Annotated in this window: 19 protein-coding genes and 1 tRNA gene; 12 read left to right on the forward strand and 8 right to left on the reverse strand. The window is 71.3% G+C overall.

Annotation, left to right across the window (positions count from 1 at the left end; all coding sequences use genetic code 11):
- The first annotated feature begins 100 nt into the window (after positions 1-100).
- The 4 genes from BJ964_RS08485 (at position 101) to BJ964_RS08500 (ending at position 5,000) form a co-directional block, all read left to right on the forward strand.
- Positions 101-778 carry a Crp/Fnr family transcriptional regulator gene (locus tag BJ964_RS08485; RefSeq protein WP_014447921.1) on the forward strand — a complete coding sequence of 226 codons (678 nt, stop codon included), beginning with the start codon at positions 101-103 and terminating at the stop codon, positions 776-778.
- 153 nt (positions 779-931) lie between these two features.
- Positions 932-2,230 (forward strand): carboxyl transferase domain-containing protein, encoded by a 1,299-nt coding sequence (locus tag BJ964_RS08490; RefSeq protein WP_188120165.1) that lies wholly within the window; start codon positions 932-934, stop codon positions 2,228-2,230.
- Between the two features lie 11 nt (positions 2,231-2,241).
- Positions 2,242-4,248: an ATP-binding protein gene (locus BJ964_RS08495; RefSeq protein ID WP_188120166.1), complete on the forward strand. Its 2,007-nt coding sequence runs from the start codon at positions 2,242-2,244 to the stop codon at positions 4,246-4,248.
- 101 nt (positions 4,249-4,349) lie between these two features.
- Positions 4,350-5,000 (forward strand): hypothetical protein, encoded by a 651-nt coding sequence (locus BJ964_RS08500; protein ID WP_188120167.1) that lies wholly within the window; start codon positions 4,350-4,352, stop codon positions 4,998-5,000.
- Between the two features lie 103 nt (positions 5,001-5,103).
- On the opposite strand, the gene BJ964_RS08505 is transcribed toward BJ964_RS08500, so the two are convergent.
- From BJ964_RS08505 to BJ964_RS08525, 5 genes are all read right to left on the reverse strand, one after another.
- Positions 5,104-6,102, reverse strand: a complete 999-nt coding sequence (locus BJ964_RS08505; RefSeq protein WP_188120168.1) for a serine/threonine-protein kinase — start codon at positions 6,100-6,102, stop codon at positions 5,104-5,106.
- Positions 6,103-6,133: 31 nt separating this feature from the next.
- A complete protein-coding gene (locus BJ964_RS08510; protein WP_188120169.1) occupies positions 6,134-9,709 on the reverse strand; it encodes an adenylate/guanylate cyclase domain-containing protein in 3,576 nt (1,191 codons plus the stop codon).
- Positions 9,706-10,503: an MBL fold metallo-hydrolase gene (locus BJ964_RS08515; protein ID WP_188120170.1), complete on the reverse strand. Its 798-nt coding sequence runs from the start codon at positions 10,501-10,503 to the stop codon at positions 9,706-9,708. Before BJ964_RS08515 ends, BJ964_RS08510 begins: the two co-directional genes overlap by 4 nt.
- Positions 10,504-10,598: 95 nt before the next feature.
- Entirely contained in the window at positions 10,599-11,060 is a 462-nt protein-coding gene (locus tag BJ964_RS08520; protein ID WP_188120171.1) for a RidA family protein, read from the reverse strand.
- Positions 11,057-11,212: a DUF4177 domain-containing protein gene (locus tag BJ964_RS08525; protein WP_093619400.1), complete on the reverse strand. Its 156-nt coding sequence runs from the start codon at positions 11,210-11,212 to the stop codon at positions 11,057-11,059. Before BJ964_RS08525 ends, BJ964_RS08520 begins: the two co-directional genes overlap by 4 nt.
- A gap of 133 nt (positions 11,213-11,345) precedes the next feature.
- On the opposite strand from BJ964_RS08525, the gene BJ964_RS08530 reads away from it, so the two are divergent.
- The 3 genes from BJ964_RS08530 to BJ964_RS08540 are packed head-to-tail and all read left to right on the forward strand — an operon-like array spanning position 11,346 to position 14,284.
- Complete coding sequence (locus tag BJ964_RS08530) at positions 11,346-12,125, forward strand: Rv0361 family membrane protein (RefSeq protein WP_188120172.1); 780 nt, start codon at positions 11,346-11,348, stop codon at positions 12,123-12,125.
- A gap of 23 nt (positions 12,126-12,148) precedes the next feature.
- Complete coding sequence (locus tag BJ964_RS08535) at positions 12,149-13,099, forward strand: ArsA family ATPase (protein ID WP_188120173.1); 951 nt, start codon at positions 12,149-12,151, stop codon at positions 13,097-13,099.
- Between the two features lie 36 nt (positions 13,100-13,135).
- Positions 13,136-14,284, forward strand: coding sequence for an ArsA family ATPase (locus tag BJ964_RS08540; RefSeq protein ID WP_188120174.1), 1,149 nt, complete (start codon positions 13,136-13,138; stop codon positions 14,282-14,284).
- Here the strand turns inward: BJ964_RS08540 and BJ964_RS08545 are convergent, their stop codons facing one another.
- Positions 14,285-14,587 (reverse strand): WhiB family transcriptional regulator, encoded by a 303-nt coding sequence (locus BJ964_RS08545; RefSeq protein WP_041832981.1) that lies wholly within the window; start codon positions 14,585-14,587, stop codon positions 14,285-14,287.
- A gap of 308 nt (positions 14,588-14,895) precedes the next feature.
- On the opposite strand from BJ964_RS08545, the gene BJ964_RS08550 reads away from it, so the two are divergent.
- A complete protein-coding gene (locus tag BJ964_RS08550; protein WP_188120175.1) occupies positions 14,896-17,307 on the forward strand; it encodes a transglycosylase domain-containing protein in 2,412 nt (803 codons plus the stop codon).
- 53 nt (positions 17,308-17,360) lie between these two features.
- On the opposite strand, the gene BJ964_RS08555 is transcribed toward BJ964_RS08550, so the two are convergent.
- On the reverse strand, positions 17,361-17,813 hold the full coding sequence (locus BJ964_RS08555; protein WP_188120176.1) for a GatB/YqeY domain-containing protein: 453 nt from the start codon (positions 17,811-17,813) through the stop codon (positions 17,361-17,363).
- Positions 17,814-17,838: 25 nt separating this feature from the next.
- On the opposite strand from BJ964_RS08555, the gene BJ964_RS08560 reads away from it, so the two are divergent.
- The 3 genes from BJ964_RS08560 (at position 17,839) to BJ964_RS08570 (ending at position 19,538) form a co-directional block, all read left to right on the forward strand.
- Positions 17,839-18,732 carry a metallophosphoesterase gene (locus BJ964_RS08560; protein ID WP_188120177.1) on the forward strand — a complete coding sequence of 298 codons (894 nt, stop codon included), beginning with the start codon at positions 17,839-17,841 and terminating at the stop codon, positions 18,730-18,732.
- 74 nt (positions 18,733-18,806) lie between these two features.
- A tRNA-Pro gene (locus tag BJ964_RS08565) sits at positions 18,807-18,883 on the forward strand.
- 214 nt (positions 18,884-19,097) lie between these two features.
- A complete protein-coding gene (locus BJ964_RS08570; protein ID WP_188120178.1) occupies positions 19,098-19,538 on the forward strand; it encodes a hypothetical protein in 441 nt (146 codons plus the stop codon).
- A gap of 327 nt (positions 19,539-19,865) precedes the next feature.
- Here BJ964_RS08570 and BJ964_RS08575 read toward each other — a convergent pair whose 3' ends face one another.
- Positions 19,866-20,135, reverse strand: coding sequence for a hypothetical protein (locus tag BJ964_RS08575; RefSeq protein ID WP_183224301.1), 270 nt, complete (start codon positions 20,133-20,135; stop codon positions 19,866-19,868).
- A 151-nt stretch (positions 20,136-20,286) separates the two neighbouring features.
- Here BJ964_RS08575 and pyrE point away from each other — a divergent pair, with 151 nt between their 5' ends.
- Complete coding sequence (gene pyrE, locus BJ964_RS08580) at positions 20,287-20,814, forward strand: orotate phosphoribosyltransferase (RefSeq protein WP_188120179.1); 528 nt, start codon at positions 20,287-20,289, stop codon at positions 20,812-20,814.
- The last annotated feature ends 284 nt before the right edge of the window (positions 20,815-21,098 follow it).

The following is a 21,098-nucleotide window of genomic DNA, read 5'->3' on the forward strand; positions in this document are numbered from 1 at the left end:
ACCGTCCAGTATCTGGATCAAGGGGTGGCCGCCCGTTTCCCGCCCGCATGCGCCTAGACTGATCGAGCGCAGACGTTGCGCGTTTTCGAAAGGTGCGGCGATGGATGAGGTACTGGCCCGGAGCGGAATCTTTCAGGGTGTAGACCCGGAAGCCGCCGAGGCGCTCGCCAAGGAGATGGACACGATCGAAGTCCGCAAGGGCGACGTGGTCTTCAACGAGGGCGAGGCCGGCGACAGTCTGTATATCGTCCTGTCCGGAAAGATCAAGCTCGGTCGCCGGGCCGCGGACGGACGGCAGAATCTCGTCTCCATCATGGGCCCGTCCGACATGCTCGGCGAGCTCTCGCTCTTCGACCCCGGCCCGCGCACCGCGACGGCCACCGCGGTGACCGACAGCCGCCTGGCGCGGCTGAAGAAGTCGTCGCTGCGCCCGTGGCTCAACAACCGGCCGGAGATCGCCGAGCAGCTGCTCCGCGTGCTGGCCCGCCGGCTGCGGCGCACCAACGACGCGCTCGCCGACCTGATCTTCACCGACGTGCCCGGCCGGGTCGCGAAGAACCTGCTCCAGATGGCCGGCCGCTTCGGCACCCGGGACGGCGGCGTCCTGCGGGTCACCCACGACCTCACCCAGGAGGAGCTGGCCCAGCTGGTCGGCGCCTCCCGCGAGACGGTCAACAAGGCGCTCGCCGACTTCGCCTCGCGTGCCTGGCTCCGGCTGGACGGCAAGTCCGTGATCATCCTGGACCCGGAGCGCCTGGCCCGCCGCGCTCGCGTCTGACGCCACCCGCTCATAAGGGGCTGTCCTGCCGGACAGCCCCTTAGTCGTGCCTGCGTGTCGCATCCGTACGGCCACTCGTTACGGAGGTGGTCGAGAGGGCAACGGCGGGCACGGGAAGGGCGCGGCTTTGAAGGCAGGCAGGGGCGTGGCGGTATGACCGTGCTCGGCACCACGCTGGACCAGCGTGATCCCGCCTACCTGCAGGGCCGCAGCACCACCCTGGAACTCCTCGCCGAGCTGGAGCAGGCGCTCGACGAGGCACGTGCCGGCGGCGGCGAGAAGAACGTGACCCGGCACCACGCGCGCGGGAAGCTGCTGCCCCGGGAGCGCATCGAGATGCTGCTCGACCAGGACAGCCCGTTCCTCGAACTGTGCCCGGTCGCGGCCCGGGGCACGGAGTACCCGGTCGGCGGCAGCGTGGTCACCGGGATCGGCGTGATCGAGGGCGTCGAGTGCGCCGTGGTGGCGAACGATCCGACGGTGGCCGAGGGTGCGGTCAACCCGTACACCGCCGACAAGATCCGCCGGGCCACCACGATCGCCACGGCCAACCGCCTCCCGCTGATCAACCTGATCGAGTCGACCGGCGAGACCGGCACCACCGGCGGGCTCTTCCCCCCGGAGCGGGTGCCGTCGATCTGCGTGGTCTTCGGCGCCACCACCGGGGACGCCGCCTACCTGCCGGCGCTCTCCGACTACACGATCACGGTCCGCGGGCCGGTCAGCGGCGGCGTCAACGGGCACTCCCCGGTGGCGCCGGCCGACCCCGCCGACCAGACCGCCGTCGACGAGCGGGACGGGCTGCGGCTGGCCCGGCAGTGCGTACGGCGGCTCAACTGGCGCAAGCAGGGGCCGGCTCCGCGTACCCACCATCCGGCCCCGCCCCGGCACGGTGACGAGGATCTGCTCACCCTGGCCGCCGTCGATCCGGCCGGCTTCGAGCCGCGTGAGGTGTTCGCGCGGATCCTCGACGACAGCGACTTCGACGAGTTCAAACCCGGTCACGGCGCCGCCGTCGTGGCCGGGTGGGGTGAGCTGCACGGGTATCCGCTCGGGGTGCTCGCCGCCCCGAACCGGTCCTGCTCGGCCGCCGAGGCACAGAAGGCGGTGCACTTCCTGCACCTGGCCAACGCCACGGCCACCCCGCTGCTGTTCCTGGGCCATCCGGGTACGGCCGGTGGTGACCAGGAGAGCCGGCACGACGCCCCGATGGGGCACGCCATCTCCCGGTCCACAGTGCCGCACCTGGTGCTCACCGTCGGCGGGACCGTCCCCGAGCGCACCGACGAGCCCCGCTTCCGATTCAGCTGGCCCACGGCCGGCGCCACCGCCCCGGTCGACGACGGCGTCATCGATCCGCGCGACACCCGTACGGTCCTCGGCCTCTGCCTCTCCGTAGTGCACAGCGCGGCCGTCGTGGGCGCCGGTCACGTCGGCGTGTTCCGATCTTGAAAGGTGGACCAGTGATCCGACGACTTCTGGTGGCCGACCGCGGAGAAGTCGCCCGCCGGGTGTTCGCCACCTGCCGGCTGGTCGGCATCGAAACGGTCGCCGTCTACTCCGACGCGGACGCCGACGCGCCGCACGTGGCCGAGGCCGACTACGCGGTACATCTGCCGGGCAGTACGCCGTCCGCCACCTACCTGGCGCCCGGGGCGCTGCTCGCGGCCGCCCAGCGGGCCGGGGCCAACGCCGTGCACCCGGGCATCGGGATCCTCGCCGAGGACCCGGAGTTCGCCCAGGCCGTGGTGGACGCCGGGATGATCTGGGTGGGGCCGCCACCGGCCACGCTCCGCACCCTGGCCGCCAAGATCGAGACGAAGAGCCTGGTCGCCGAGGCGCAGGTGCCGGTCCTGCCGACCTACACCGACCCGGAGACGGTGCCCGGCTTCCCGGTGCTGATCAAGCCGGCCACCGGCACCGGCGGTCACGGCATGCGGGTGGTCCGGGACGCCACCGCGCTCGCCGAGGCGGTCGCCTCCACCCGGCGTGAGGTCGGCGGCGACGTGTTCTGCGAGCCGTACGTCAGCAACGCCCGGCACATCGAGGTCCCGATCCTGGCCGACGCCCAGGGCGCCGTGGTCCCGTTCGGTGAGCGCGAGTGCTCGGTGCAGCGCCGCTACCAGAAGATCGTGGAGGAGACCCCGTCCCCGGCCGTCGACGTCAGCCTGCGTGAGGACCTGTGCCGTGCCGCGATCGTCGCGGTCCGGGCGCTGGGTTACGTGGGCGCCGGCGCCGTCGAGTTCCTGCTCGACTCCGAAGGGGACTTCTGGTTCCTCGAACTGACCCCCACCCTCCAGGCCGACCACGCGGTCACCGAGTGCGTCTCCGGCTACGACCTGGTCCGCCTCCAACTGCTGGTGGCCGAGGGCGGCAACGTGCCGATGCCCGGCCCGCCGGCGATCCGCGGGCACGCCATCGAGGTGCGGATCTGCGCCGAGGACCCGGCGTACGCCTGGCTGCCCGCCTCCGGCACCCTGCACCGGTTCGCCGTCCCGGACGTGGCCGGCCAGTTCCGCCCCCTGCCGCAGCCCGGCCTGCGCCTGGACGCCGGCGTCACCGACGGCTCGGTGATCGGCATGCACCACGACCCGATGCTGGCCAAGCTGATCTCCTGGGCGCCGAGCCGTCAGGAGGCCGCCCGGATGCTCGCCTCCGCCCTGGCCCGCGCCCACCTGCACGGCGTCGTCTCCAACCGGGACCTGCTGGTCCGGGTGCTGCGGCACGACGCGTTCCGGGCCGGCGAGGTGGACACCGGCTTTCTGGACCGGCACCCCGAGGTGTTCGCCCCACTGCTCTCCTCGGTGGACGCGGTCCGGCTCTCCTGCCTGGCCGCCGCCCTGGCCGGCGCCGCCGCCCGGCGCGCCGGCGCGCCGGTCCTCCGCTCCCTGCCGTCCGGCTGGCGCAACGTCCCGTCCGGCTCACAGACCGCGGTGTACGACGGCCCCACCGGCCCGGTCGAGGTCGGTTACCGGATGAACCGCAGGGGCGGTCTGGCCGGCTGGTGGGTCCGCGCGGTGGACCCGGAGGAACTGGACCTGGCCGGGCTGGGTCAGGCCCCGGTCGCCGACGAGCACCCGGCCATCGTGGTGGTCCGCGCCGACAGCGACCGGGTGATCCTCAACGTGCAGGGCATCCGGTTCGCGGTCCACGTGCACCGGGCCGGCGACATCTCCTACGTCGACAGCCCCGAGGGCTCGGTCGCCCTGCGTGAGATCTCCCGGTTCCCGCTGCCCACGCCGGAGGCCGCCGAGAGCTCCCTGATCGCCCCGCTGCCCGGCGCCGTCCGCCGCGTCCTGGTGGTGCCCGGCCAGCGGGTCCGCGCCGGTGAGCTGCTGCTCACCCTGGAGGCGATGAAGCTCGAACATCCGGTCCACGCGCCCGCCGCCGGCGTCGTCGCCTCCCTGCCGGTCCAGCCCGGCGCCGAGGTCGACACCGGCGAGCTCCTGGCGGTCCTCGACCCCGAATAGCCGTTATCCGGCCGTTATAAAGATCCACGAACCACGGGCCGTACCGTCGCATCGCACCTCATGACAGAACGACAGAGCCTGTGAAGAAAGAAGCGACAGCGATGCGACGTACGGTTCCGTTCCTGGGTGCGGTCCTCGGCCTCACCTTCGCCGTCACCGGATGCGCGGCGGGCCCGGAGCAGGTCGGTGGCGTCGCGGCCCCGGTCGGCGCGGCGGTGCCCACCACGGCGGCCACCTCGGCATCCCCCACCACGGCCGCCAGCCCCTCGGCGTCGAAGTCGAGCGCTCCGGCCAAGGCCGCGGCGCTGGTCCTCGGGCCGGACGGGCTGGGCGCGCTCGAACTGGGGATGACCCGTGCCGAGGCCCTCGCGACGGGGAAGGTCGTCAAGCAGTCCGCCTCCACGCTCGCGGAGTGGCAGGAGGTGAACGAAGGCTGCGTTCCCGAGTTCCGCCTGAAGGGCTCCCAGTCGGAGAGTGGCTGGGTCTGGTATCAGGGGATCGATGGCCTCGCCGCCATCCCCGCCCCGAAGGGCGTCGCCACGCCGGAGGGCATCAAGGTCGGCAGCACGCTCGACGACGTCCGCCGCGCCTACCCGAAGGCCGTGGACGAGCAGTTCCTGGAGGACACCGGCCGGGTGATGGCCAAGGCGCCCGGAAACCGGCAGACCGTCTACCGGATCCAGATCGACGGCGACAGCCGGAAGGTCACCTCGCTGACGCTCCAGCTGACCTTCCAGGAGTGCTACGAGTAGGTCTCGTGGCAGCTCAGCCCGGCGGGCGCGGCAAAGGCCCGACCCGGCAGAGGCTCGCGGGGAACTCCGGGAGCCTTTCCCGACGCGTACGAGAAATGGGTCTTCAGTTGCCGAGGAACCACTTGCTGAAGAAACCCTTGCGAGCCGGATTGTTATGGACCGTGGGGGTTTCGTCCAGAGTGGGGGTGCTCGGCGGGATCGGGCGCGGACGCTGCGGCGGCACGTTGTTGGCCGCGGCCGGACGGTAGACGGCCGGCGGCGGCTGCGGAACGCTCGGGTCCAGGTGCAGATTGCTGAGCAGGTCGCGCAACTGCTCCGCGGTGGGCCGGGCGGACGGGTCGTTGTCCATCCCGAAGCGGAGCACGTTGGTGAGCGCCCGCGGCACCCCGGGCAGATCGGGGATGGCCTGGTGGAACAGGTCCATCAGGGTGAGGATGCTGGGGCTGCGGTTGGACTCCCAGCGCGGTGGCCGGCCGCTCATCACCGCGTAGAGGGTGGCGCAGAGCGCGTAGACGTCGGCGGCGCCGGAGGGATTGTCGTGGCGGAACATCTCCGGCGGGGCGTAGGCCGGGGTGAGCACCTCGAGGGTGACCGCTGAGTCGCGCATCTCGCCGAGCACGGCCAGGCCGAAGTCGGCGAGGACGGCCGCGTTGAACTCCGAGTAGAGGATGTTGGCCGGTTTCACGTCGCGGTGCAGGACGCCGTTGGCATGCGAGTGCACCAGCGCGTCGGCGATCTTGATGCCGATGTCGCGGGCCTCGACGGCGTCGAGCGGGGAGACGCGCATCCGGTCGAGGTACGACCCGTCACAGAGCTCCATGATCAGGTACGGGTGCTGGTCGACCGTGACCCCGACGTCGAAGAGGTCGACCACGTGCGGGTGCGACGACATGCGGCCGGCCGCACGCGCCTCGCGCAGGAAGCGAGCCTGGTCACGGGCGCTGTCGAGGGTCCGGTTCTCCACCTTGATGGCGACGTCGCGGCCGACGGAATCCTGGGTGGCCCGGTAAACAGTGGCATAGCCGCCACGGGCCATGACCGACAAGCCGGACATGCCGGGCACGTATGGCACCGGCAGGGCACCGGGCGGAGTCTCCGTCACGGAATAGAAAATACGCCAGCCGCCACGGAGATCATCCGGGCACGTCAGACGCGTAGGCGACAGTTTCCTCGACGATGGTCGAAGAGAGCGTTTCGCGTAGTTCCTCAGCGGCCGCCCGCTCGCTCGCCTGCTCGGTCGAATATGCCAATCGGACCGCCTCCTCGGCCGCCGCCCGCGCCTCCTCGCACCGGTCCGCGGCGGCCAGCACCCGGGCCCGGACCATCGAGGCGATCACACCACTGCGGACGTCCTCGGCGGGCGCCGCGGCGGCCCGCTCGATCCATGTCAGCGCGGTGTCCACCCGGCCGTCGGCGAGCAGGGCGGAGGCGTACGAAGCGAGCGCGTGCCGCCGGGAGAACAGCAGCGACGGCGCCGACGTGTCACTGGCGATCGGCGCCAGCAGCCCGATCGCGGTCGCCGCGTCCCCGGCCCGGTTCCGCGCCTCGGCCAGCAGCACCCGCGGCCCGACCTGGGCCGGGGCGAGCGGGTTGTGCGGCTCGACGGCGACCATCACCCGGCGCGCGTCGGCCTCGGCGGTCTCCAGGTCGCCACGTTGCAGGGCGACGAACCCGCGCAGTGTCCCGGCCATGCCGAGCAGCAGCGGGTGCCCGGTCTTGTCGGCGTAGCCCAGAGCATCGGTGAGCAGGTCGTTGGCGTGCTCCGGCTCGTTCAGCCCGCGGGCGACCGCGCCGCGGACCACGAGCGCCAGCCCGCAGCCCCAGTCGTCGGAGACCTCGAGGAACTCCCGGTACGCCCGCCGCGCCTGCCCGTCGGCCGCACCGAGATCGCCGAGTTCGGCGGCCGCGTACGCCTCGACCACGCGCAGCGTGCCGACCGCCCAGCCCTCACCGACCCGGCCACCGAACGGCAGGAACAGCCTTGCCAGCCGCCGTGCCTCCTGCAACCGGCCGGCCAGCAGCCGGGCGAACGCCGTGGTGCCGCGCAGCCAGGCCCGCCCGACCGGGTCGCCCAACTCGGCGAAGAGCCGCGCGGCCCGGCCCAGCACCGCGTCGGTGCCGGCGAAGTCCCCCCGGGTGGTGGTCACCCAGGCCAGGCTCTGCAACGCCCAGGCCTGCCCGTGCCGGTCCCCGGCCGCGAGCGTCACCTGGTACGCCGCCGCGAACCGGCTGCTCGCCTGGCTGAGCCGGCCGTTCAGGAAGTCCGCCATGCCGAGCCGGCGCATCGCGTTGGCCCGCTCCGGCAGCAGCTGCGCCTCGGTGGCCACGTCGAGGGCCTCCTGCCAGGCGGCGACAGCCCTGGCGGTGTCGCCGAGCGCCTCGTACGCCCGGCCGACCACGATCATCGCCTCGGCCCGGCTGACCGGCTCCGCGGCGGAGCTCACCGCGATCTTCTCGCCCTGGGCGAGCGCCTCCTCGGCCCGGTTCAGCCGCAGCAGCGCACGGGCCTGCACCAGCTGGTCCGGCAGCGGCAGGTCGCCCTTGGCCAGGGCGGCGGCGCGTTCGCCGTACTCCAGGGCGGCGGCCGGCTCGATGTCGGCCAGCGCGCGCCGGGCCATCCGGCCGAGCGCCTCGACGCCCAGCGGGGCCACCTCCCGGGCGGCCGCGTCGGGGCGCAGCCGGACCGCGTCGGCCAGCTCGACGGCGTGCTCGGCGTGGAGGGCGATGAACGCGTCGCGCTCGCCGTCGGACAGGTTGAGCCGGACCGCGCCGTCGTGGCCGGGCTGGTGCACACTCTCCGGCGCCGCCCACGTCGCCAGGTACGCGTGCCGCTCGGCCAGGTCGCCCTTGCCGATCCCCGCGTACGCCGCCTCGCGCATGAGCGGGGTGGTGAACTGGTAGCCGCCCCGCGACCGGTGCAGCATGCGGCGTTGCAGCAGTTCGTCGACGGCCCGCTCCAGCTCGACGCCGCCGGTGGCCGCACGCCGCTCCTGGAGCGCCTCCAGGACCCCGCTCGGCACGGTGGTCCCGGCGACCGAGGCGTCACGCAGCACCGACCGGGGCTCGACGGCGAGCGCGTCGATGCGGGCGGCCAGGACGGCGGCCAGGTCCCGGGAGAGCAGCCGGCTGCCGAGCGAGCCGGCGGCCAGCTCCCACCGGCCGGCCGCGTTGGCGCCGATCGCCGGGGTGAGCGAGCCCCGCTCCATCAGCAGGGTGACCATCTCGGCCAGGTAGAACGGGTTGCCCTGGGCGGTGGCGAGCAACCGGTCGCTGTCCGCCGGGGACAGCTTGCCACCGCCCAGATAGGACGTGAGCAGCCGGGACGCGTCGGCGCCGCGCAGCGGGGGCAGGGCGTGCACCTCGGCGTCGGCGAGCCGGGTCATGGCGCCGGCGGCACGGACCAGCTCGGGCCGGCCGAGCAGCAATGCCACCGCCGGGCCGTCCAGCTGGTTGAGGGTGAGGCCGATCGCGTCGAGCGTGGTGGCGGTGGCGTCGTGCAGGTCGTCGACGATCACCACCAGCGGCTCCTCGGCGGCGAGCGCGTTGAACAGGCCGCTGACCGCCACCGAGACCGCCTCGGCGTCGATCCCCCGGGTGGCCGGGCGGTCGGCGGGGGCGGTCGGGCCGACCGGGCGGTCCGGGGCCTCGCCGTAACCCAGCAGCACCAGCAGCCGGTCGACGTCGAGGGTCACGTTGAGCCGGCCGGCCAGCTTGCGGAGACGCTCCTCCGCGACCGTACGGGCGACCGTGGTGGCCACGTCCTTGGGCAGGCCGGCCGCCTTGCGCACCAGGTCGGCCAGCGGCGCGTAGCGGCGGCGCTCACCGAACGCCCGGCAGCGGACCCGCAGCACCCGGGCGCCGTGCCCGGGGTATCCGGAGGCCAGCCGCTTGACCTCGCCGGCGAACCGGGACTTGCCGATGCCCGCCTCGGCGGTCATCACCAGGATCCTCGGGGTACCGGTGTCGATCGCCTCGGACAGCCGGCCGGAGACCCGGCCCAGCTCGGCCTCGCGGCCCACGAACGGCGCCTCGACGCCCAGCCCGGAGCGGGTGCCCGGGGCGTCGTGCAGGCCGAGCAGCTCGTACGTCGGGACCGGCTCCCGCTTGCCCTTGAGCCGCAGCGGCCGCAACTGCCGCCAGGAGGCGACGTGCCGGGTGCCGCCGCTGGTCCGCTCGCCGGCGTAGACCCCGCCGATGGTGGCGGCGTCGGCGAGCCGGGCCGCCGTGTTCACCGTGTCGCCGATCACCGTGTATTCGATGCCGGCCTGCATGCCGGCGACCACCTCGCCGGTGTTGAGCCCGATCCGCAGGCCGAGCGGGGCGCCGCCGCCGCGCTCGTCGTCGAGCACCCGGCGGACCGCGCGCTGCATGCTGAGCGCGGCCCGGACGGCCCGCTCGGCGTCGTCCTCATGGGCCACCGGGGCGCCGAAGACCGCCATGATCCCGTCGCCGGTGAGCTTGTCGACGTGGCCGCCGAACGTCTTCACGGCGCCGGCCAGGGCGGCCAGCACCCGGTCGGTGACCGCGCCGACGCGTTCCGGATCGAGGTCCTCGGAGAACGAGGTGAAGTCGGAGAGGTCACCGAAGAGCACGGTGACGATGCGCCGCTCGGCCGCCGGAAGCTGCGCGGCCACCGGAAGCGCGGCGCCGCAGTGATGACAGAAACGGGCGCCGGGAACGGGGACGGTCCCGCACACCGGGCAGGTCACGGCGTCATCCGTTTCCGGCGCAGATAGTCGAGTTGCGCGGCGGCCGACCACTCGGCCGCGAAGCGCACGCCCGGGTCGATGTCCGGATAGACCAGGTCGACCACGGCCGCGGGCGTCTCCGCCCCGGCCGCCATCGCGGCCGCCACCTGCGCCAGGCGCTCCCGGCGGTGGTCCAGATAGAAACGGGCACGCTCGGCGGTGTCGGCGCGGGCCGGTCCGTGGCCGGGCAGCATCAGGACCTCGGGGTACGCGCTGAGCAGTTCCAGACTGTCCAGGTATGCCCCGAGGTCGCCGTCGGGCTGGGCCACCACCGTGGTGCCGCGCCCGAGAATGGTGTCGCCGGTGAACATCGCGCGGTCGTCCCCACACTCGACGAGAAAGGACACCGAATCACTCGTGTGCCCCGGAGTGTCGACGACGCGTATTTCGAGACCGTTCCCACCGAGGGACTCGAAGGGGTCCAACGGCTCACCGTTACGGCAGTGCGCCGGGTCGGCGGCCAGCACCGTGGTGCCGCCGAGCAGTTCGGACAACCGGTCCGCGCCCTCGACGTGATCGTGATGACCGTGTGTGATCAGAATGAACTGGAACGGCCCGAACTCGGCGATCCGCCGCAGGTGCCCCTCGTCGAGCGGGCCGGGGTCGACCACGGCCGCGACATCGGCGCCGGGCGCCCGCAGGATCCACGTGTTGGTGCCGTCCAGCGTCATCGGCCCCGGGTTGGGCGCCCGCAGCAACGTCACCCAACCCGGTAGCCGGTCGACCTCGGCCGACTCGGGCGCAGCACCCCGCATGACCCGAATCGTACGTCGGCCCGGCGACGATGACCGAGACACGATGTCCGATCCGGTCACCTTCGGTGAGCAAATGCGCCCGAATCACCGCAAGATCAGGCCACTTCGGCGATGACCTCGACCTCGACGGGAGCACCGAGCGGCAGCTCGGCCACGCCGACGGCGGCGCGGGCGTGCCGGCCCTGCTCGCCCAGAACCGCGGCGAACAGGTCGGAGGCGCCGTTGATCACGGCCGGCTGGGCGGTGAAGCCGGGCGCCGACGCGACGAACCCGCCCACCTTGACGATCTTGACGATCCGCTCCAGGCCGACGAGCGCGTCGATGGCGGCGAGCGCGTTGAGGGCACAGAGCCGGGCCAGTGCGGCCGCCTCCTCCACGGTGACCTCGGCGCCGACCTTGCCGACCTGGGTCAGCTTGCCGTCCACGAACGGCAGTTGCCCGGAGACGAAGACGTGGTTGCCGGACTGCACGGCGGGCACGTACGACGCCACCGGCGCGGCCACCGACGGCAGGATCAGACCGAGCTCGGCGAGGCGGGCGTGCGCCGGCGTGGTCACGACTTGGGCCGCTTCAGGTAGGCGACCAGTTGCTCGGGGTTCGGCCCCGGAACGACCTGGACGAGCTCCCAGCCGTCCTCGCCCCAGTTGTCGAGGATCTGCTTGGTCGCGTGGACCAGCAGGGGCACGGTCACGTACTCCCACTTCTGCATGGCTTGCGCTCTCCCTTACGTCGGATACGCGCACAGCTTAGGACGCGGACGACCAGCGGGTTGGCTAGGCTGAGCGGGACTGTGTCACGGATTGAACACATGCCATCACGAAGAGCGATGAGCGGAGGAGGACATGACGCAGGACCCCTGGAACGGGCCGGGCGGGCACCCGGAGCCACCTCCCACCCCCGAGCCGGAACCACCGATGCCGATCCCGCCGGAGGAGCCGATCCCGGTGCCGGAGCCGCCGCACACGGCCGACCAGGACACCGCCGAGCATCCGGCGGTGCCGGGGTGGCAGCAGCCACCCCCGGCCGGTCCGTGGCACGCCCAGCACGAGAAGCCCGGCGAGTGGCAGCACCAGCCGCCGCCCTACCTGGCGTACGAGCACTCGCCCCCCGCCGAGATCCAGCCCCCGCCCGAGCCGATCTGGCTGGACCCGCCGACCGCCCATCTGCCCCCGGTGACCGACCGGCGGCGCCCGACGGTGTTCCTCTCGATCGCCTTCGTGGCCACCCTGGCCCTCTGCGGCGGCGGCGCGGTCTCCGCGTACTACCTGCTCCGGGACGCCGACAACCCGGGCGCGCCGGATCCGGCCACCGCGGTCGACCAGTTCCTCACCGCGGTCTTCACCCAGCAGGACCCGAACGCGGCGCAGGACCTGGTCTGCCGCAAATCACGGGACGAGGCGAAACTCGCCACCCGGATCAAACAGATCAGCTCGTACGCGGCCGGCTACCCGGGCCCGGCGTTCCGCTGGAACGAGCCGGACGTCGCGAACCGGGACGACAAACGGGCGCTGGTGGACGTACAGGTCGTGATGTCGACCGAGGATGAGCGGTCCGCCGCCCAGGACCTCCGGTTCACTGTGATCCGCAAGGCCGGCTGGCTGGTGTGCGAGGTGTCCGGCTGACGGGTGGCCGTACCGTTGGGTGCATGGGTGAACACCGCAACTGGCCGGAGCGGCTGCACGTGGTGACCGGCAAGGGCGGCACCGGCAAGAGCACGGTGGCCGCCGCGCTGGCGCTGGGTCTGGCCGCCGGTGGCCGCCGCACCCTGCTCGTCGAGGTGGAGGGCAGGCAGGGCATCGCCCAGCTGTTCGGGCTGGACCCCCTGCCGTACTCGGAACGCCGGGTCGCGACCACCTCCGGCGGCGGCGAGGTGCGGGCGCTGGCGGTGGACGCCGAGGAGGCCCTCCTCGAGTACCTGGACATGTTCTACAAGCTCGGCGCGGCCGGGCGGGCCCTGCGCAAGGTCGGCGCCATCGACTTCGCCACCACCATCGCCCCCGGGCTGCGCGACGTGCTGCTCACCGGGAAGGTGAAGGAGGCCACCACCCGGGCGCAGGACGGCCGCCGGTTCTACGACGCGGTGGTCCTGGACGCGCCGCCCACCGGACGGGTGGGCCGGTTCCTCAACGTCACCGAGGAGACCGCCCGGCTGGTCAAGGTCGGTCCGATCAAGACCCAGAGCGAGAGTGTGGCGTCGCTGCTGCGCTCACCGATGACCGCCGTGCACGTGGTCACGCTGCTCGAGGAGATGCCGGTCCAGGAGACGCTGGACGCGATCACCGAGCTGTCCGCCCTGAACATCCCGGTCGGCCGGGTGGTGGTGAACGGCGCGAGGCAGGCGCTGCTGGCCGAGGGGAAGGTCACCAAGGCCGAGATCAAGCGGGGGCTGAGCGCGGCCGGGCTGCCCGCGCCGCCGGCGATGGTGAGTCAGCTCACCGCCGAGGCACAGGCCCACCTGACCCGGCGGGAGCTGGAGGAGTCTCTGCGGATGGAGTTGACCGAGCTGAACCGGCCGATGGTCGAACTGCCGCTGCTGCCGGACGGGGTCGACCGCCCGGCTCTCGACGAGCTGGCCGCACTCCTCATGCGAGCTTGATCGAGGAAACGTCCGATCAAGACGCACTACCCTGAAATGGTGGCTGATTTGAGCGCTCCACGGCTCGACATCGACGGTCTCCTGGCCGATCCGGCCATCCGCATCGTGGTCTGCTGCGGAGCCGGCGGTGTGGGGAAGACCACGACGGCCGCCGCGCTCGGGTTGCGCGCGGCCGAGATCCACGGGCGCCGCACGGTGGTGCTCACCATCGACCCGGCCCGCCGGCTCGCCCAGTCGATGGGCCTGACCGAGCTGGACAACACCCCCCGCCAGGTCAAGGGCATCGACGTGGAGCGCAGTGGCGGTGAGCTGCACGCCATGATGCTGGACATGAAGCGCACCTTCGACGAGGTGGTCGAGCAGCACACCTCGCCGAAACGCGCCGCCGAGATCTTCGCGAACCCGTTCTACCAGGCCATGAGCTCGACCTTCGCCGGCACGCAGGAGTACATGGCGATGGAGAAGCTGGGCCAGCTGCGGGCCGGCGAGGAGTGGGACCTGATCGTGGTGGACACGCCGCCGTCCCGGTCCGCCCTGGACTTCCTGGACGCGCCGGCCCGGCTGTCCCGCTTCCTCGACGGCCGGATGCTACGGCTGCTGCTGGCCCCGGCCCGATCCGGCGGCCGGAGCATGTTCAGCCTGGTCACCGCGTCGTTCGGGCTGTTCTCCCGGGCCGTGCAGAAGATCCTCGGCGCCCAGCTGCTCACCGACCTGTCCGGTTTCGTGGCGGCGCTGGACTCGATGTTCGGCGGGTTCCGGCAGCGGGCCGACCAGACGTACCAGATCCTGCAGGACCCGCAGACCGCGTTCCTGCTGGTCGCGGCCCCGGAGCGGGACGCGATCCGGGAGGCCGCCTACTTCGCCGAGCGGCTGGTGGCCGAGCGGATGCCGCTCGGCGGCCTGGTGCTCAACCGGATGCACACCACCGAGCCGGGCGGGCTGACCGCCGAGGCGAGCGAGGCCGCGGCCGAGCGGCTGGACGAGACCGGCGACAACCCGGTCACCGCGGACGTGCTGCGGATCCACGCCGCGCTGCTGCGGCAGGCGGAGCGGGAGGCCGCGGTGGCGGCCGGGTTCACCGAGTCCTTCCCGTCGGTGCCGGCGGCCTCGGTCGCGGCGCAGCCCGCCGACGTCCACGACGTCGACGGGCTGCGAACGATCGGAGCTCTACTCGCACTCTCCTGATCAGCGGGTGGAGACGAGCACCTTGTCGGCGCCCTTCTCCCGCAGTGCGGCCTCGAACATCTTCCGCCAGCTCGCCACATGCGGGTGCCTGCGGAGCAGTGCCCGCCGCTCCCGTTCCGTCATGCCTCCCCAGACGCCGAACTCGATGCGGTTGTCCAGGGCGTCGGCGAGGCACTCGTAGCGGACCGGGCAGCTGCGGCAAATCCTTTTCGCCACGTTCTGCTCGGCGCCCTGCACGAACAACGCGTCAGGGTCGCCACTCTGACACGCCGCCATGCTGGGCCAGTCGCTGATCATCCCCACGGTAAACGTCCCCCCTTGCTGTCACCCCCTGACGCCGGCGGCTCCCTGTTCCCCCATGCCGGTCCGGCGTCCGTGTCTCGCCGCACCATCATGCTCTGTAGTTGGGTGATTACGCAACGTTGTCACTCAAATACGTATAGGCCGGTAGTTCCGGGCATCTCGACTGAGTAGCAGTGGCCGAACGGGGGTATCTTTGGTGCAGATGTGGGAAATCGCTCCGCCAACAGGGGTGACGGGTCACACTCGTATCGGGCGAGGGTGGCTCTCTCGGGGGGCACGCGCGTGCGTTGTTCGCGTACCCTGCTCGCGTGTCCTCCTGGTTTCGCAGACGCGATCACAACATCTTCACGAACGCGACCTCGCTTCTGATATGCGGCCTGCTGGCCGGCGTGGTCGTGGCGGCGGCGGCGTTCCCGGCCGCCGCGATGACCGGCCTCGCGGCCAAGGCGGGCGGTCAGACGTTCGCGAACCTGCCGAGTGAACTCAAAGAGTTCAGCTCACCGCAGATCACCCGCGTGTACGCGTCCGACGGCAAGACCCAGATCGCCGTGTTCTACGACGAGTTCCGCAGCGACGTGCCGCTGAAGGACATCTCGAAGCACATGCAGGCCGCGATCCTGGCCGCCGAGGACCGCAAGTTCTACGAGCACAACGGCGTCGACCTCAAGGGCATCGCCCGCGCGTTCGTGAGCAACAACCAGGGTGGCTCGCAGCAGGGCGCCTCCACGCTCACCATGCAGTACGTGCGGATGTCGCTGGCCTACTCGGCCACCAAGCCGCAGGAGGTGATCGACGCGACGGAGGACAGCCCGAAGCGCAAGGTCACCGAGATGAAGTACGCGTTGCAGATCGAGAAGCAGCTCACCAAGGACCAGATCCTGGAGCGCTACCTCAACATCGCGCCCTTCGGCAACCAGGCGTACGGGGTCTACGCCGCCAGCCAGGTCTACTTCAACAAGAAGCCCAAGGACCTGACCGTCGCCGAGGCCGGCATGCTCGCCGGCATGGTGAAGGCGCCGAGCGCGTTCAACCCGACCACGCCGAGCGGCAACGAGCAGATCACCGCGCGCCGCGACAACTACATCGTCCCGGCCATGGTCGAGATGGGCGCCATCACCCAGGCCCAGGCCGACGAGTCGAAGAAGGCCAAGGTCCCCACCAAGGTCCGCCAGGTGGGCAGCGGCTGCGTCTCGGTGGCGAAGAACCACTGGGGCTTCTTCTGCGACTACTTCCACCGCTGGTGGCTGAGCCAGGAGGCGTTCGGCGCCACCACGTACGACCGGGACCGCCGCCTCAAGAGCGGTGGCTACCGGGTCGTCACCACGATGGACCTCAAGGGTGAGGCCGGCGCCCGCCGGGAGATCGCCAAGCGGCAGTCCGACAAGAGCCAGAACGCCCTGCTGCTGGCCGGCATCGAGCCCGGCACCGGCAAGGTGCGGCTGCTCGCGACCAACCGCAAGTACAAGCTCGACGACCCGGACAATCCGCAGAACGAGAAGTCCTCGGACCCGAAGAAGCGGAACAAGGGCATCCGCGGCACCCACCCGTACACGACGAACCCGCTGCTCAGCGGCGGTGGCGACATCACCGGCTACCAGGCCGGCTCGGTGTTCAAGATCTTCCCGATCATCGCGGCGCTGGAGTCGGGCTACCCGCTCGGCTACACGATCAAGGCGGAGAAGGTCTACCACTCCGGGTACCCGGTCGGTTCCGGCCCGGCCTCGTGCGGCGGCTACTACTGCCCGAAGAACGCGGGCGGCGGTGGTGAGGGCGTCTACACGATGTGGTCCGCCTTCGCGAAGTCGATCAACACGTACTTCATCCCGCTCCAGGAGCGGGTGGGCGCCGACAAGGTGGTCGCGGTCGCCAAGCGCTTCGGCGTCCAGTTCCGCGTGCCCGACCCGGACGCGAAGTACGCCAACGACCCCGAGTCCGCCCGTAACTGGGGCGCGTTCTCCCTCGGCGTCTCGGCCTCGACCCCGCTCGACATGGCGAACGCGTACGCGACGCTCGCCGGTGACGGCAAGTACTGCCAGCCGACCCCGGTCGAGCAGATCACCACGCAGGACGGCGAGAAGATCGACGTCGGCAAGCCGCACTGCATCCAGGCCACCTCGAAGGACGTGGCCCGGGCCGCCCTCGACGCGGCACGCTGCCCGGTCGGCGACGACGCCCAGCTCGGCGCCTGCAACGGCAACACCGCGGGCGACACCCGGGGCATCGTGGGGCACCCGGTCTTCGGCAAGTCCGGCACCACCGACGCGTCCAAGACCGCCTCGCTGATCGTGGGCACCACGAAGATCGTCGTCGCGGGCTACATGGCCAACCCGGACTACCCGGACCACCGGGACCAGATGGACCACCACATCATCAACCCGGCCGTCCAGTTCACCGTCAAGGAGTACATGGAGGGCAAGGACAAGGAGCAGTTCAAGAAGCCGGGCAGCACCAAGATCGCGTACGGCGAGCAGCGCTCGATCCCGGACGTGAAGTGTGACTCGGTCTCCTCGGCGCGCAACCGCCTGGAGGACGCCGGCTTCCACGTCTCGACCGGCGCCGAAGTCGACTCGGAGTGCCCGAAGGGCACCGTGGCGGGCACCAACCCGTCCGGCCGCACGATCAAGAACGGCGCGGTGGTCATGGAGATCAGCAACGGGAAGAAGGAAGAGGAACCGCCGGTTCCCGGCCAGAACCCCAGCACACCACCGAGACGTAACTAGCGCAGACAGCGAACGGGCGGGAGAGTCACTCTCCCGCCCGTTCTCTTTGCCTCTCAGACGAGCTGGCGCCGCACCTCGGCCGCCACCCGGCCGCCCTCCGCACGCCCCGCCACGGCCGCCTGAACCGCCTTCATGGCCTGACCCATCTGGGCCTTGCCGGTGAAGCCGCCCTCGGCCAGCGCCCGGGTCACCAGATCGGCGATCTCCGCGTCGGTGAGCTGCTTCGGCAGATAGCGGTCGAGCACCTCGCCCTCGGCCGTCTCCTTGGCCGCCTGCTCGGTCCGGCCGGCGTCGGCGAAGGCGGTGGCCGCCTCCCGGCGCTTCTTCGCCTCCTTGGTCAGCACCGCCAGCACCTCGGCGTCGGTGAGGTCGCGGGCCTCCTTCCCGGCGACCTCGGCGGTCCGAACCGCGGCCAGGGCCATCCGCAACGTCGACGTGATCAGGTCGTCCCGGGACTTCATGGCGGCGTGCAGGTCATCGTTCAGGCGGTCTTTCAACGTTCCCATGGACGGAGAAACTACCCTTGCGGGCATGCGTAAGCGCTCCCTTATTTCGGCCGCCGCCACACTCACCGCACTGGGCGGCGCGACGCTCGCCTATGCCGCACTCGTCGAGCGGAACATGTTCACGCTCCGGCGCTTCGACGTACCGGTGCTGGAGCCCGACGCCGAGCCGCTGCGCATCCTGCACCTGAGCGACCTGCACATGATGCCCGGCCAGCGGCGCAAGCAGGAGTGGGTGGCCGCGCTGGCCGGCGCCGACCCGGACCTGGTGGTGGTCACCGGCGACAACATGGCCGACCCGGACGCGATCCCCGGCGTGCTGCGCGCCCTCGACCCGCTGCTCGGCCTGCCCGGCGCGTTCGTCTTCGGCTCCAACGACTACCGCGGCCCGGTCTGGAAGAACCCGCTCCAGTACCTGCTGCCCGACCGGGAGTACGTGCAGGGCGTCGACCTGCCGGCCGAGGACCTGCGCGCCCGCTTCGTGGACGCCGGCTGGGCCGACCTCAACAACGCCCGCACCGTCGTGAAGGCCGGCGGCCGCTCGATCGAGATGGCCGGCGTCGACGATCCGCACATCGAACGCGACGACTACCCCTCGGTGGCCGGCCCGATCAGCAGCGGCGCCGACCTGCACCTCGGCGTCACCCACACCCCGGCCAAGCGGGTGCTGGACGGGATGGCCGCCGACGGGTTCGCCCTCCTGCTGGCCGGCCACACACACGGCGGCCAGGTCTGCGTGCCGGTCTACGGGGCGCTCACCACCAACTGCGACCTGCCCACCTCGATGGCCAAGGGCCTGCACCGCTGGCCCGGGTCGGACGCCTTCCTGCACGTCTCCGCCGGATTGGGCACCCACCCGACCGCACCGATCCGCTTCGCCTGCCGCCCGGAGGCCTCGCTGCTCACCCTGATCCCGCGCTGACCAGCGGTTTTCCGTTTCAGGGATACCGGTTGCAGGAGCCCCCGAAGCCTCCGCTAGTATTTATCTCGCAGCGACGGGGTGTGGCGCAGCTTGGTAGCGCGCTTCGTTCGGGACGAAGAGGCCGTGGGTTCAAATCCCGCCACCCCGACCAGAGTTGCAGCAGGTCAGGCCCGGATACCGGAAACGGTAGCCGGGCCTGAATTGTTTCTCCTCCCGGGATTTCCGGTAGGCCGAACGGCCCACACAGCTAGCCGCCTTGCGATTCGCCACGTTCGTTGTCGTCTGGCACGAACTGGGGAGCTAGCCAATTGATCAACATTGCTAGCTTCTTTCGGTCAGTGCCCCCTCGCACGAGGAGATACACGATGACCACCAAGCAAAAAGTCGCCGCCGGAGCTTTTTCGGTGATCGCGGCGACCGCGACCCTTGCCGGGGTTGCCAGCCCGGCCCAGGCCGCTTACCCGACCACTACCTTCACCTTGAAGTACGGCAACAGCTACGCGTCCGGCAACATCGCCTGGCAGAACCGGAGCGTAAGGCTCACCGGTAACATCGCGGTCACCGCCGGCAACTGTCGGTGGATTGAAGCTGGCACCTACTACCTCGACAGCAAGGGCGAGCACTACATCGACGGTGACGCGCGAGGCCCCTACTGCAACAGCGGCAGCTCGACGATGATCGATCAGTTCGACTTCACCGTGCCGGCCGACATCTCCGGTGGGGCCGAGATGGTGAAGGTCGAGTTCGGCGAGGACTTGGTCAACCCCTTTGTCTCCAAGAAGTGCTTCAAGGCGACGCCCTGCTGAGCAGGTTGATCTGACGCTGGACCCTTCGAGCAAGACCGCCGGCCGATGGCGTGCGGTACAGCACGGCCGGAACACCGAGAATCCCGCCGCAACAGATCAGCGGTGTCGGCATGGGCACGAACAGGACAGGGCGACGCCGGACCCACCAGCCCGTAACCCGACGCCGAGGCTGTCGTTGTTCCCAGCGTTCGTACTTACCTCTCGCGGCTGCATGCATACCGGTTGCGACAGGTGAGGGCCGGTCTCCGGAAACGGAGAGCCGGCCCTGATCCGTTTGGGGGCTGTTCGCTGACGCCGGGCCCTCGTCGATGGCCCGGCCGGTGATTCTCAGAGGGCCAGCTGCGGTCCGACCGTGCGCAGGGCCATCTGCTGGGGGACGGCGTAGGGCCCGATCATCGACTCCACCACCGGGGCGATCGACGGGCGATCGGAGAGCTGCATGAGCCGCGTGGCGCGGGCGAGCGAACCGGTTTCGCCGTCGCGGAAGCCCTCCCGGTAGCCACGCTCGTAGCGCTCGCCGCGGCCCAGCGCGCGGCCGAGGGCGAAACACGAGGATCCGGCGAGGGCGAGCAGGAAGAGCATCGCGAAGGGTGTCACAGAAACTATCCTTCCGGGCGCGGGCCAGTAATCAGGCGAAAGCTACACCAAACAGACATACGTTGCGTCGGATCGGTGATCGAATACGCCTTCGGGTGACCGCGAGGGGCGGCGTCCACCCGCCATCACCGGCCTGACAAGCTGGGACCTTGTGACAGACTCCATCGACCTCGCACGCCAGGTCCGCAGCGTGAGCCGCCTAACCGGCGAGTTCACCCTCCGCTCCGGCCGGACCGCCACCGAATACTTCGACAAGTACCAGTTCGAGGCCGACCCGGTCCTGCTCGACCGGCTCGCCGAGCGCCTCGCCGTACTGATCCCCGAGGGCACCGAGGTGCTCGCCGGCCTGGAGATGGGCGGCATCGCGGTGGTCACCGCCCTGGCCCGGCACGCCAAGCTGCCCACCGCCTTCGTCCGCAAGCAGGCCAAGCAGTACGGCACCGCCCGCCTCGCCGAAGGCGCCGAAGTGGCCGGCCGCCGCGTCCTGATCGTCGAGGACGTGGTCACCTCCGGCGGCCAGGTCGTCCTCTCCACCAACGACCTGCGCAAGCTGGGCGCCCACGTCGACCACGCGCTCTGCGTGATCGACCGCCAGGAGGGCGGCACCCAGGCCCTGGCCGCCGAGGGCATCACCCTCCGAGCCCTCCTGACTCGGGCGGATCTCGACGCCGCCGCCTGATCATCGCCACGGTCGCGGGCCCACCCAGGGCCCGCGACAGGGCCGGCGTCACTTCCACTTCAAACCATTTCCGGTACGCGTTTCGCAAAGTCCCCGAAGCACCCCGCGAGCGTCTGCCGGGTCAAGCCTTTGCCGCGCCCGCCGGGCTCAGATCGCCACTCCCGCGGGCCCGGCCAGGCGTTCCCCACCCACCTGCCGCCGCTCCCGCAGGCCCGGCCAGGCGCGAGAGAGTGGCCACCGATCTACGCCCGGCGGGGGCGGCACAGGCGCGACCCGGCAGGGGA

Source organism: Actinoplanes lobatus (assembly GCF_014205215.1).
Lineage (GTDB): Bacteria > Actinomycetota > Actinomycetes > Mycobacteriales > Micromonosporaceae > Actinoplanes > Actinoplanes lobatus.

What these genes read in the sequence shown, in the direction of transcription:
- BJ964_RS08485 (WP_014447921.1), top strand. Translation starts at nt 101, where the DNA reads ATGGATGAGGTACTGGCCCGGAGCGGAATCTTTCAGGGTGTAGACCCG.
- BJ964_RS08525 (WP_093619400.1), bottom strand. Translation starts at nt 11,212, where the DNA reads ATGCAGAAGTGGGAGTACGTGACCGTGCCCCTGCTGGTCCACGCGACC.
- BJ964_RS08555 (WP_188120176.1), bottom strand. Translation starts at nt 17,813, where the DNA reads ATGGGAACGTTGAAAGACCGCCTGAACGATGACCTGCACGCCGCCATG.
- BJ964_RS08570 (WP_188120178.1), top strand. Translation starts at nt 19,098, where the DNA reads ATGACCACCAAGCAAAAAGTCGCCGCCGGAGCTTTTTCGGTGATCGCG.
- BJ964_RS08540 (WP_188120174.1), top strand. Translation starts at nt 13,136, where the DNA reads ATGGTGGCTGATTTGAGCGCTCCACGGCTCGACATCGACGGTCTCCTG.
- BJ964_RS08535 (WP_188120173.1), top strand. Translation starts at nt 12,149, where the DNA reads ATGGGTGAACACCGCAACTGGCCGGAGCGGCTGCACGTGGTGACCGGC.
- BJ964_RS08530 (WP_188120172.1), top strand. Translation starts at nt 11,346, where the DNA reads ATGACGCAGGACCCCTGGAACGGGCCGGGCGGGCACCCGGAGCCACCT.
- BJ964_RS08500 (WP_188120167.1), top strand. Translation starts at nt 4,350, where the DNA reads ATGCGACGTACGGTTCCGTTCCTGGGTGCGGTCCTCGGCCTCACCTTC.
- BJ964_RS08515 (WP_188120170.1), bottom strand. Translation starts at nt 10,503, where the DNA reads ATGCGGGGTGCTGCGCCCGAGTCGGCCGAGGTCGACCGGCTACCGGGT.
- BJ964_RS08490 (WP_188120165.1), top strand. Translation starts at nt 932, where the DNA reads ATGACCGTGCTCGGCACCACGCTGGACCAGCGTGATCCCGCCTACCTG.
- BJ964_RS08560 (WP_188120177.1), top strand. Translation starts at nt 17,839, where the DNA reads ATGCGTAAGCGCTCCCTTATTTCGGCCGCCGCCACACTCACCGCACTG.